General features: G+C 71.8%; 12 protein-coding genes and 1 riboswitch. Of the genes, 4 read left to right on the top strand and 8 right to left on the bottom strand.

Translation table 11 applies throughout. The features are described from left to right. Positions 1-132: 132 nt before the first annotated feature. The 7 genes from BMZ16_RS01255 to BMZ16_RS01285 all read right to left on the bottom strand — a co-directional run bounded on the left by BMZ16_RS01255 (position 133) and on the right by BMZ16_RS01285 (position 5,045). Positions 133-513 carry a hypothetical protein gene (locus tag BMZ16_RS01255; protein WP_089797759.1) on the bottom strand — a complete coding sequence of 127 codons (381 nt, stop codon included), beginning with the start codon at positions 511-513 and terminating at the stop codon, positions 133-135. 96 nt (positions 514-609) lie between these two features. Then, positions 610-822, bottom strand: coding sequence for a hypothetical protein (locus tag BMZ16_RS01260; RefSeq protein ID WP_089797761.1), 213 nt, complete (start codon positions 820-822; stop codon positions 610-612). A 129-nt stretch (positions 823-951) separates the two neighbouring features. Continuing rightward, entirely contained in the window at positions 952-1,848 is an 897-nt protein-coding gene (locus BMZ16_RS19115; RefSeq protein ID WP_177199550.1) for a PKD domain-containing protein, read from the bottom strand. A gap of 2 nt (positions 1,849-1,850) precedes the next feature. Continuing rightward, a complete protein-coding gene (locus tag BMZ16_RS01270) occupies positions 1,851-2,450 on the bottom strand; it encodes a DUF6318 family protein (protein WP_255366286.1) in 600 nt (199 codons plus the stop codon). 113 nt (positions 2,451-2,563) lie between these two features. Beyond that, positions 2,564-3,052, bottom strand: coding sequence for an alpha/beta hydrolase family protein (locus tag BMZ16_RS01275; protein ID WP_089797765.1), 489 nt, complete (start codon positions 3,050-3,052; stop codon positions 2,564-2,566). Then, positions 3,049-4,569, bottom strand: coding sequence for a TNT domain-containing protein (locus BMZ16_RS01280; protein WP_143082710.1), 1,521 nt, complete (start codon positions 4,567-4,569; stop codon positions 3,049-3,051). The genes BMZ16_RS01275 and BMZ16_RS01280 overlap by 4 nt, the downstream gene beginning before the upstream one ends. A gap of 176 nt (positions 4,570-4,745) precedes the next feature. Beyond that, positions 4,746-5,045, bottom strand: a complete 300-nt coding sequence (locus BMZ16_RS01285; RefSeq protein WP_089797769.1) for a hypothetical protein — start codon at positions 5,043-5,045, stop codon at positions 4,746-4,748. 373 nt (positions 5,046-5,418) lie between these two features. Here BMZ16_RS01285 and BMZ16_RS01290 point away from each other — a divergent pair, with 373 nt between their 5' ends. Both BMZ16_RS01290 and BMZ16_RS01295 read left to right on the top strand, forming a co-directional pair. Continuing rightward, positions 5,419-7,089, top strand: coding sequence for an NERD domain-containing protein (locus BMZ16_RS01290; protein WP_089797771.1), 1,671 nt, complete (start codon positions 5,419-5,421; stop codon positions 7,087-7,089). Positions 7,090-7,129: 40 nt separating this feature from the next. Further along, positions 7,130-8,049 (top strand): IS5 family transposase gene (locus BMZ16_RS01295; protein ID WP_255366287.1). Its coding sequence is split into 2 segments (ribosomal slippage): positions 7,130-7,507 and positions 7,510-8,049, totalling 918 coding nucleotides; the frame shifts between segments, so codons are not numbered across the junction. Positions 8,050-8,057: 8 nt separating this feature from the next. On the opposite strand, the gene BMZ16_RS01300 is transcribed toward BMZ16_RS01295, so the two are convergent. Then, positions 8,058-8,594 carry a phosphoribosyltransferase family protein gene (locus BMZ16_RS01300; protein ID WP_255366288.1) on the bottom strand — a complete coding sequence of 179 codons (537 nt, stop codon included), beginning with the start codon at positions 8,592-8,594 and terminating at the stop codon, positions 8,058-8,060. Between the two features lie 412 nt (positions 8,595-9,006). Then, positions 9,007-9,116: riboswitch (SAM riboswitch) on the top strand. A gap of 18 nt (positions 9,117-9,134) precedes the next feature. Here BMZ16_RS01300 and BMZ16_RS18810 point away from each other — a divergent pair. Both BMZ16_RS18810 and BMZ16_RS01305 read left to right on the top strand, forming a co-directional pair. Beyond that, positions 9,135-9,806 (top strand): hypothetical protein, encoded by a 672-nt coding sequence (locus BMZ16_RS18810; RefSeq protein WP_143082711.1) that lies wholly within the window; start codon positions 9,135-9,137, stop codon positions 9,804-9,806. A gap of 219 nt (positions 9,807-10,025) precedes the next feature. Further along, positions 10,026-10,208 carry an Rv0909 family putative TA system antitoxin gene (locus tag BMZ16_RS01305; protein WP_089797773.1) on the top strand — a complete coding sequence of 61 codons (183 nt, stop codon included), beginning with the start codon at positions 10,026-10,028 and terminating at the stop codon, positions 10,206-10,208. Positions 10,209-11,242 lie beyond the last annotated feature (1,034 nt).

The raw sequence follows: 11,242 nt of genomic DNA on the forward strand, positions 1-11,242 counted from the left end.
GGGCCTTTCCACGGTCCGCGAGGCTGGCGGACCGAGGGTCTCGGTCTGTCTCGTGGCGTCGGACCGTCCTTTCCTGGTATCCGGCCGGCTGCGGTGGGTACGACGCTCCGGTGACGAACTGCCCCTGACGCGTCACAGGCGCACCGCCCTCGGGTCGACGCCGGCGGCAGGCCACACGACCCCGTCGCCGTCGACCACCCACGCGGGCTCCGGTAGCAGTGCCGCCAGCCGTGCGATCCACGAGGCGAACAAGTCCTCCCAGCGGCACTCGACAGAGACAGCGAGGGCTGTGCTGAGGTCGGGCATGTCGTCCAGTCCGGGGCGCGCGGCGAGGTCGTCACGCCAGTCGTGCGCGTGCCGGGGGTCGAGTGCGCCGAAGATCGTCAGGTAGCGGTCCTGGTCGTCGGGGTACTGGGCGTACGGTCCGTCGACGACCGCCCCCAGGGCCGCCGCGGCGCGCCAGACGTCGTCCTCGAAGGAGGTCGAGGTCGAGACGAGATTGGCGGTCTTCACCGCGCGGTTCTCGGTGGGTGCATGGGTGGGACATCCTCGGGTGGTGGGGAGGTGGCGTGGGGGTCAGGACGGTGCCCGCACGTCGGCCGGCTGGTGTCAGGTGCGCAGGACGGTGTCGTGGATCCGTACGCCTGCGGACGTCACGGTGACCGTCAGCCGGCCCGCCAGGCCGTCGCTGCGGGACGTGACGGCCACGTGGTGCCCGTCCGCGTCCCGGTCGATCGTGACGGTGTCGACCGTCTCGCGGGTGACCTCGACGTGAGCCGCACGGTGGCGTGCTCGGACGGGAACGACACCGACCGCACCCACGGCTCCTCGCCGACGTCGGCAGTCAGGCCGAGATGCGCGAGGTCGGTGTCGTCCGGTGCGGTCAGGGGTGCGGGCATCGTGGGTGTCCGATCGCGGGCGTGGGGGGTGTCGTGGTTGGCGTGGTGCGCGTCAGCAGTCGGGCGGGCGGGGGACGTCGGTGCACAAGCCTGAGACCAGGCGGCTCGTGCGTTCCTCGACGGTGAACGGTGCGGTGGCCGCGGTCGTGCTGGCGACGCCGTCGACGTCGCGCCACAGCGGGCTGCCGTCGACCTGGTAGCGGCCGGTCCACTCGGCCGTCAGCGTGATGGTGGTCGTGCCGGGCTGCTCGTACTCGTGGAAGACGTCGTGGTCCGGGTAGGGGCGGCCCGGAGAGCTGGTGGTGAGCGTGTGGCCGTCGCCGAAGTCGTACGCCCAGCGGCGCGGTGTGGCCTCGACGGTGACGCCGATGCCGAGCAGGTCGGTGCGGAGGGTCACCGGGGCCGGGTCGGTGGACACGATGGTCTCGATGTTGACCAGGGCCCAGCCGCGGTCGGGCTGCAGGGTCAGGGTGGGGGCGGGCAGGGGGAGGCGACGGAAGTCGTCAGAGGTGAGGACGGGGAGGATGTCGGCGGCGCACCCACCGGCGTCGACGATCGTCCAGGGCGACCAGGCCGCGGTCGGCGTCGAGCGCTCCCGGCTCCACAGCGCGTCGAGCGGGACGTCCTCACCGCAGTTGTTCACCCCGGCGACCCCGTCGGCGGGCGGGCACTGCCCGTTGAGGGGTGTCGTGGGGACGGCGTTGGAGACGTTGCACCGCGGGGCGCGGCGGTACTGGGTGAGGTCGTAGGCGGGGGTGCCTTTGAGGGATTCGTGCCGTTGCTGCTGCTCGTTGCCGTCCCGCGCATTGAGCTCGACCGCATCACCGGTCTCAGACGTCTGGCCACCGTAGGAGGTGTCCCGGCCCGCCGCCAGTGTCCCCGACGCCATGAGCACGACGAGTGTCAGAGTCGTGCCGACGACCATCCCACCCCGGCGGAGAACGCGCACGGTCATCCCTCGACGGCGGTCGCGTCGACCGCGAGCATCCGCCACCCGTCCTGCCAGGCGATCGCGAAGTAGAGCTCGTACCGTTGCGCCTCGCGCTGTCCGGTGACGGTGCCGCTGGCGTCCTCCACCGTCGAAGCCGGTTGCTGCACGACGATCGTTGCCGTGTACCGGCTGCCTTCCGTGATCGTCGACCCGTAGGCGGACTCCACGAGAGCGACCTGACCGCGGTCGAGCTCACCGGTGGCCTGCATCTGCTCGACGTTCTGGATGACTCCGTTGCAGAACCCACAGGCGGGATCCGACATCGCGCGCCACTCCGCGAGGTCGCCGGTCGCGAAGACGTACGCGTACAGATCGACCCCGAAGTACTGCGCCGCGGCGAGCGCACCCGCCTCGTCATTCGTCGACATCGCTGCGGGTCGGGCGGGCAACCCTGGTGACTCGGGCGTCTGGCTCGGCGTCGGCGTCGAGCTCGCGGTGGTCGCCGGACTGCTGGTGGGTGCGGGCTCGCCGTCGTCGGTGCAGCCCGTCAGCGCAGCACCGGAGGCCAGCAGGACCGCCAGCGTGAGAGTGGAGCCTCGTCGGCCCGGGCGCGTCGGCATGCCGGAAAAGTACCGGTTACAGGCGGCGGTCGGTGGCGATCGGATAGGCCTGTGGACCAGTCAGCGTGAGGGCTGGCCTCGTGCCAAGGGTCATCGATGGCTCCCGATGCCGCTCACGTGAACACGGGTGCTCCGGACGGCTCCCGAACTGCGGCGACGACGACGTCGAGCGGGTAGACGAGTGTCCTGGCAAGGTCTGCCGCTCTGTAGTCGACGAGGTCATCGGCCCACCGCTCGGTCCCGCCCTCGACCCACCGCACAGTGGAGTGCCGCCAGTCGGACGTGTCCAGGGCGGTTCCTTCCGGAGGATCTCGCGGAGCGGGCGCGAGCTCGCCCATCCCAGTGGCAGCGCGCCACCTGCTGCCCAAGATCAACGCGAGGAACCGGAAGAGCGCGGCCTCCTCGGCAGTACGCAGGACGACGCCGGTCGTCCTGCCACGCTGCACTTCATCGACCGTGAAGACGTCGTGGGCCCTGCGGACGACGTGATTCGTCTCGGAGTCCCCGATCTCGAGGCCCGAGCCGTCGCTCGTCGAGCTGACGAAGGCGCCGGACTCGGCAGCCAGTTGGAGAACGGCCTGCGGGAGGGTGATAGGTGTCATGCGAGCACTCCCCATCTCAAGAGGTCGGTCACCGTTGCTGCGTTCCCGTCCCGCAGGAATCGAACCTGGATGCCGCCGCCTGGCTGGCCGAACGCCGGAGCGATCTCCGAGACCTCAACCGTGATGCCACGTGGAACCCTTCCTGTGAATGTGTACCCCATGACGGGCCTGTCCAGGTTTGCGGGCGGCAACGCGCGCTCGCCCCATGCCAAGCCCGGCGGTACGCCGAGGTAGGTGCCGCCCGGCCAGCCGACGCGGTCGAACCGATCTCCGTAGAGCGCGCGGAACCGTTCGAGATCGTGGAAGACGACCCGCGATCCTGCCACGGCCCCGTCATTGGGTGGCCAACGGAGGTCGGCCCGCTCGTTGATGTATCGGCGTGACCATTCCCTTTCCGTGAAAGGCAACCCGGTGTGGGGATCGCGTCCCCAGGGGTGTGACAGGTCGCCCCCCAGTCGCGCCACGTCCGGGTCGATGGTGCGCGGCGGCGCGCTCCCACCTCTGGGGTACGACGTCATGCTCCGTGGCTTGCCGTACTGCGCATCGGGTGCGACGTCAGGCTCGCGCACCCAGCCTGGACCCGAAGGGGAGTCCGACCGCAACGGCGCCATCATCTCGTCATGAGTGCGAGGCCCGCCCACGCCCCTGCGTGGAGCGAGAATGTCGTCGATCCGCGACCGCCACGACGCGGGCAGGTGCGTGAGGGCCTTCTGCAGGATCTTGCCGACGACCCCCACACCGATCAGCGACGTGACGGCCAGGCCGAGCTCGAGGGATCCGAGCTTGACCAGCTCCTGTCCGTCGATCTTGCCTTCGCCCCAGTCGGCGGCCACGTCGAGGAAGTCCCCGACCGAGACGAGGGTGAACCCGACGCCGAGGATCTTCAGTCCGAACGTGAGCCCGGCGACGGCGCCGGCGGCTCCGCCGGGTACGGCGCCGACGCCGAACCCGAAGATCGCGCCGGCGGCGGTGCCGCCCATGGCGCCGATGACGGCCAGGGCGACGGCCAGCACGGCACCGACGACCACGAGGACCCATCCGACGATCCGCAGGGCGTCGGCCAGGAACCGGAAGATCGCGACGTGCCGGCCGATGAACTCGCGGACCCCGTCCAGGTGGGTGTCGATCCACTCACCGAGGTCGGCGGTGGTGCGTTCCCACCAGTCGCCGATGGCCGCCCCGGCGTCGGTGACGGCGTCCCAGGCCTGCCCGGCCTTGTCGGCGACCCACTGCGTGCCGTCGGCCACGGCGTCGGCGGCGTCGTCCCACCGGTCGGCGAACCAGTCGCCGATGTCACGGGAGCGGTCGGTGTCCTGCCGGTCGGCGGTGATCTCGCTCGCGCTGGTCGCGCCCCAGGTGAGCGTCTGGCCTCCGTCGTCCAGGGGCGTGGTGGTGAACGGGACGGAGACCGGTGCGGGGTCCACATCGAGCACGGGCAGCGGGCCGCCCATCGACCCGTACCGCAGCTGCTCCAGCGCCTGGGCCCGGTCCAGGTGGGTGTCGACGACCGGCAGCACGTGCGAACCGAGCCGGTCGGCGGCGCCGAGGACGTCGTCGAACCCGGGCGTCGGCACCCCGAGGTTGCGGGCGCGTGCCCGCAGGGAGACCCACTCCGCGTCGATCGCCTCGCACACCTGGGCCACGTCCGAGCGCACGCCGGCGACCGCCTCGGCGCTGACCTCGACGACCCGCGTCACGTGGTGGACTTCCGCTCGACGGCCTCCTGCTCGTCCTGAGCGCGGCTGAGGGCTCGTCGGGCGTGCTGCAGGTCCTCGAGTACCGCGTCCTCGGCGCGCTCGAGCCTGTGCGCGAGCCGGCCGCTGAGCAGGACCAGCTCGTCGTGGTGCAGCCGGTGGGCGGCCGTGCCCGTCCAACTCCCCGGAGCCCCGACTGCATGGGTCGCCCGCCGCAGCGACGGGACACGCTCACGCGCCGTGACGAGCAGCGCCTGCAGCTCCTTCACCCGGCGCTCGGCCGAGTCGACTGCGGTCATCGCGCCTCCTTCGTCACGATCCGGCGGGCCGCCCGAAACCTACCGGTTCGCAGAGCCCTGCGGGCGCCGTCCACACGAGTGGCGGATGCGATGCCAGGCGCGGTGCCGTCACGGTTCCGAGAAGCCACCCGACCGCGGTGTCACGCGCCGCCCGCGAACGTCCGACTTGCGTCCGCAGACGTCGGGACCCACCGGCGCGGGGTGCCCCGGCACGGGCGGAGTCGACGGTGGTGACGCCCCGTCGGACGCCCCGCACGACCCTGCCGCCGCCTCGGCGGACGCCTGACGTCGCACGCCCCGACGCGGGCGGCTCACGGCCGTGGCCCGCGATGTCGATACCGGAGGTGGACACCCACCCGAGGAGGTCACGACCGTGGCGCGCACCTACCCCGAGCACCCCGCGTTCCCCGAGGACGGCGGTGCCGAGCAGACCGTGTGGGAGGCGCTGCGCGACCACCTGCCGGACGACGTCGTGCTCCTCGCGGGCACCGCGCTGCAGGACGGTCCCAAGGAGCGGGAGATCGACCTGCTCGTCGTGTGGCCGGGGGTGGGTGTCGCCGCGATCGAGGTGAAGGGCGGGCACGTCGTCCGCGCCGACGGGCAGTGGTGGCAGGGGTCCGGTGCCGGGCGGCACCCCATCGACCCCGTCGGGCAGGTGCAGGACGCCAAGCACACCCTGCTCGCGCTGCTGCGCCGGCACGGCCTGGCAGGGGCGCTCGCCCGGACAGCGCATCTCGTCGCGCTGCCGCACACCTACGTGCCGGGGGACTGGGACGCGCCGGAGCTGCCGAGGGCCATGCTGCTCGACCGGGCGGACGTCGCCGACGGCGGGCGCGCCGTCCATCTCGTGCGACGGGCGATCGACGAGCACGGAGCCGGTCACGCGCCGCTCGACGAGCCGGCCGCCGAAGCGCTCGTCGAGTGGCTGACCGGCGGGTTCCCGTCCCAGGCGGAGACGCTCGCTGTCGCTGCCGAGTACGAGGACCACCTCGACCGGCTGACGCGCGAGCAGGCGCACGCCATGCGGTTCCTCGACGCGGTGCCGCGGGTGCACGTCGTCGGCGGGGCGGGGACGGGCAAGACGTGGCTCGCGCTCGAGCACGCGCGGCGACGTGCCCGGGCCGGGGAGCGCGTCGCGCTCATGTGCTACTCGCGGGGCCTGGCGCGGTACCTGGAGCGGACGACCGCGACGTGGCCGGTGCGGGAGCGGCCCGCGTACGTCGGGCTGTTCCACGAGCTGCCGGTGCGGTGGGGCGCCGCACCGGGCGACGATGCCGATCCGACCGACTGGGAGGAGCGCCTGCCGCGCGAGCTCGGCGACCTCGCCGCGCAGCGCCCCGAGGCGGACCTGTTCGACGCCGTCGTCGTCGACGAGGCCCAGGACTTCGGCGACGAGTGGTGGCCCGCGCTGCTGCGCTGCCTGCGCGACCCCGACCGCGGCCGCCTCGCCGTGTTCTCCGACGACGGCCAGCGGGTGTTCCCCCGTTCCGGTACCGCGCCCGTCGAGCTCACCGTCATCGAGCTCGACGAGAACCTGCGCTCCACCAAGCAGATCGCCCAGCTCTGCGGTGCGCTGCATGCCGGCGTCACTCGGCCGCGCGGGTGGGCGGGCGCGCCGGTGCGCGTGGTGGACGTGCCGGTTGAGGAGGCGGTCGGTGCCGCGGATGACGTCGTCGAGGCGCTGCTCGACGAGGGTTGGGCGCCGGGCCAGATCGCGCTGCTCACCACCGGGCGGCGGCACCCCATGCAGGTCGAGACCGTCGGGATGGCCGGCTACCAGGAGTACTGGGACGGGTTCTTCGCCGGCGATGACGTGTTCTACGGGCACGTGCTCGGGTTCAAGGGGCTCGAGCGGACCGTGGTCGTGCTGGCCGTCAACGGGGTCCGCGATCCGGCGCGGGCGCGGACGATGCTCTACACCGGGCTGTCGCGGGCGCGGGTGCTGCTGGTCGTCGTGGGACCGCGGGGGTATGTGGAGGAGGTGGGGGGGGAGGCGGTGCGGAAGCGGCTGGGGGATGCGTGGGAGTGGGGCGTGGACAACTAGGGCGTGTCTCCCATATCTCACCTGAGGCTCGCGGGAGTGTGTGGGGGTGACGGCGTCTTCGCGGTATCGGGTGTTCTCGGACGAGCAGTGGGCTCGGGTAGAGCCGCTGTTGCCCTCGAATGAGGGCCGGCGTGGGCATCCGTTCGGGGACAACCGGCGGGTGGTTGAGGCGATCGCCTATCGGTATCGGACGGGGATCGCGTGGCGGGACCTGCCGCGCGAGCCGTTCGGGGCGTGGCAGACGGCCTGGAAGCGGCACCGACGCTATGCCGCGGACGGGACGTGGGACCGGGTGCTGGCGCGGTTGCTCGCTGAGGCCGACGCGGCCGGTCAGGTGGACTGGGCTGTCTCGGTGGACGCGACGATCGCTCGCGCCCACCAGCACGCCACGAACACCACGCGTCCGGATCAGGACACGGGGGGGCCGGATCGAATCACAGGGATCTGCCGATCGAGCGATGTGAACCTGCAGGTCATGGCATCGGGCGGTCACGCGGTGGGTTGACCACCAAGATCCACGCCGCGGTCGACGGGCGTGGTCGCCCGCTGGCTGCCGTGATCACTGGTGGGCACCGCAACGACGGCGCGCTGCTCGCCACGGTGCTGGCCGACATCCGCGTCCCCCGCCTGGCTGCGGGCCGCCCCCGGACCCGGCCCGACGCGGTGATCGCGGACAAGGCGTACTCGGCCGGCATCTACCGCCGGGCGCTGCGCGCCCGCGGCATCAAGGTCGTCGTCCCTGAGAAGTCCGACGAGATCGCCGCCCGTAAACGACGCGGAGCGCGTGGCGGAGGACCACGCGGACTCGACACGATCGCCTACCGCGGACGCAACGTCGTCGAACGCCACTTCGCCCTGACCAAGCAGTGGCGCGGCCTGGCCACCCGCTACGACAAGCTCGCCATCACCTACCGCGCCGCGGTCATCCTCGCCGCCTGCATCACCTGGTCACGTGTGTAGCCGGTCGTCTACAGGTCGCGAATGTGGAGCAGGCTGCGCAGATTCACCTTCCGCCTCACGTGGGCTCGCTCAGCGCCATCGACGAGGACGGCGGCTCCTAGCCACGTGGCCCCGCTGAGCTCGACCAGAGCATGCGCAGCCTCGACCTGAGCACCCGTCGCGACCCAGTCGTCGACGAAGAGCACCCGGTCTCCGGAGGTCAGTAGCGCCCGGCGCGCCCCTAGCCGAAGGTGTCGGTCGCGGTAGTCGGGCGGCGTCGTGACCTGCAGCCATGCGTCCGAATCGGCCGCCGAGGCGTGGTTCTTCAACAGCTCCACGAACCCGACACCAAGATGGACCGCCACCAAAGGCCCGAGGAGCGAACCCCGGGACTGAGGTCCGACGATCACCGTCGGCGACACGTCCGAGAACAGACCGGCCAGCGCCGGGCCGAGCTGCACCAGCAACTCCGCATCCCGCCACCACCCCGTCAGATCGGCACGGAAGTCCGGGTCTGTCCGATCACCCAGCCAACGAAACCGCTCCTGCAAGCGCTCCTGAATCACGCCTGATCCTAGAAGCGGTCGAGCCCCCTCACGTGTGATCCACGCTCATATGGGAGACACGCCCTAGCCGCAGCCGCCGCGCCGTCGGCACTCGGTGTCGCCATAGCCTCGGGTCGCTCCGGTGGCACGGTGACGTCCGACGTCAGCGAGGGCGTGGGCGACGGGGTCGGCGTCGCCGTCTCCGTGGGCTCCGCCGTGGGGTCGGCGGGCCTGGCGTCGGTCATGCACCCGGCGACCAGCAGCCCGACCGTGACCACAACGAGGGCGACTTGTCCGTGCATTCGCATGTCCGGAAGGTACTAGTTCAAAGCGCTTCGCTCGGGGGTCGTCTCGCATCTGTGGAGAACTGCGCGAATGACGCCGCGATCAGCCGGCTGCGTCGCTGTCAGTCGTCTGCCCTAGGGTGTCTCCCGATCACGAAGCTCGGCCTCAAGCCCTCCGGCTGGCCGACTGGCAACCGCGCTGAGCGCACGGTGCCCCCGGAGGAAGATCCGCCCGTGCCGCCGGCACGGGAAGCTGCTCGACCTGACGGAGTACCCCGTGCCTGATCTGCACCTCGACGACCCCACCCACCTCGCGTGCGTCTCCGACGCTCCCGGTCACGTCGTCCAGCCGGACCTCGTCGCCCGCGCTGTCCGGGCTGACGGCACCCCGTGGCGGCTGACGGGCGTCGGCCCGCATCGCATCGAGCTCGTCGGTCCCTCGGGTGAGCGGGCGAGCTGGTGGCTGCACGACTTCAAGCCCTTCGTGCAGCACCTCCGTACCGGCGACCCGACGGTGTGGGTGTACGACTTCGGCGTCGTGCGCGTCGGCGACCGGTACGTCGCCGTCACGTCACGCGAGCACTGGACCCCCTGCGCGCGAGTGGCTGCGCGTCAGCCGGGCCCGCGGGTGGCGTGGCTCGTCGCCATGCTGCAGCCGCGGGCGGACGCCGAGGGCGCTGACCTCGTCCCCCCGCACACGGCCACGCTCTACCACCTCGACCCGCCCTACCAGCTGGGCCGGCTCGCCAACGCTCCGATCGACTGGGTGCTGGTCCTGGCCTACCAGCGCGAAGGCGTGGGAACCACGGCGATCTACGAGGCTGACGCGACGGGCCGGCTCGTGTCGCCCTGGGACCTGCCGGGCAGCCACGACGACGGGATCGATCACGTCCGAGCCCTGCAGGGACTCGGTTACGAGATCGCCCTGCCCCCAGCGCGGGACCGCTGACGGCCGTCGGCTCGCGAGAGTGAGGTCCCGCTGGTCGCCGCGACGTGATGTGCCGATCGGCTCGGCCCCTCGGCAGGTGCGGTGCCGTCCGGATCCCGCGGTGCGGGTGCGGGCGTCCAGGGGTCGACGCAGGATGGAACGGCGCCGGGGCGCCCGGTGCGGCCCGCTCGTCGCCCCGGGTGTCGGGCAGGCCCTCCGCAGGACCGAGGGGGAACACGCATGGGTATCGACGACCTCAAGGGCAAGGCGTCCGACGCGATGCAGGGCGAGAAGGGTGAGCAGGCGAGCGACTCCGCCCTGGAGAAGGGGTCCGACGCGGCCTCGTCCGCGACGGGTGGCAAGCACGACGAGCAGCTCGACAAGGCGCAGTCGGCGGCGGACAAGAAGATCGGCGACCAGTGACGACCTCCGTCCGGGCCGGGCGCGGTGCCCGGCCCGGACCGGCGGGGGGAGCGGCATCAGCAAGGACGTGACGGGCATGGGGCGCCGGAGATCGAGCCGACGGGGACGGGCACCGACGACGGGCTCGCCGAGGCGCTCGACTAGGACGATCTCACCCGACGCGCTCTCATCCTGCGTCACGCGTGCGCCGATGATGGAGAGATGCACGCTCTCCCTCGCGCCCGTGTGACGACGGTTGCCGCGGCCCCGACACAGATCGCTCAGTTCGGCCCGAGGACCCCTGTGCCGACTGGCAGCGTCCACTGTCAGACGCTGGCCGACGAGATCCGCCGACGCGAGCCTGGCGCTCGGACCGCGCTCGGTGGCGTGAACGTGTCCATCACGCCTCCAGCCGGGGATCTCACCGTTCACGTGCACCTCGGGAAACACACGCGGCAAATAACGATCGAGCGCGGCGACAAGACGCCTTCCGCGTTGCTCGCCGTCGGCCGTGGCAGCGTCACTGAGAACGACGTCGCGGACCTGGCACTGACTGCTCTGAGGAACCACTCGCCAGGGGAGACCAGAGCGTCGGCTCGAGGTGACGATGGTGCACGCGAGCGGCCGCAGCACGACCGCAGCCTTGTACGGTCAGAACGCCCGACCGCGAAGGCTCCGACCACGGACATCTCGCGCCGGGGCGCTGCTCCCCCGCCTTCGGGCGGGACCACGCCGCCCTTGCCGTCGGCGCTCGGGACCCCGCACCCGGACGCGGCGAGCGCGCTGCGGCGACTCGCTCTCAGCCTTCCCAGCGATCCGCTCAACCCGACCGAGCGCCACCTCCCGCGGAAGGCACTCGTCGGCGCTACGGCGGACGTCGCCAGGGATGCGCAGGCTGCCGTGCTACGCAGCGGACGCCCACTGGAGGCCGGGGAGATTCAATGGATGCTGAATCGACGTGGGAAGCAGATCGACGAGAGGGCATTGATCTCCCTCCTCGACCAAACACCCGGGATGTTTGAGGGCGCTGGCCGCGACTGGACCTTGCCCGGACT

Origin of the sequence: Cellulomonas sp. KH9, assembly GCF_900114185.1 — a bacterium.
Lineage (GTDB): Bacteria > Actinomycetota > Actinomycetes > Actinomycetales > Cellulomonadaceae > Cellulomonas.

What these genes read in the sequence shown, in the direction of transcription:
- BMZ16_RS01305 (WP_089797773.1), top strand. Translation starts at nt 10,026, where the DNA reads ATGGGTATCGACGACCTCAAGGGCAAGGCGTCCGACGCGATGCAGGGC.
- BMZ16_RS01285 (WP_089797769.1), bottom strand. Translation starts at nt 5,045, where the DNA reads ATGACCGCAGTCGACTCGGCCGAGCGCCGGGTGAAGGAGCTGCAGGCG.
- BMZ16_RS01275 (WP_089797765.1), bottom strand. Translation starts at nt 3,052, where the DNA reads ATGACACCTATCACCCTCCCGCAGGCCGTTCTCCAACTGGCTGCCGAG.
- BMZ16_RS01270 (WP_255366286.1), bottom strand. Translation starts at nt 2,450, where the DNA reads ATGCCGACGCGCCCGGGCCGACGAGGCTCCACTCTCACGCTGGCGGTC.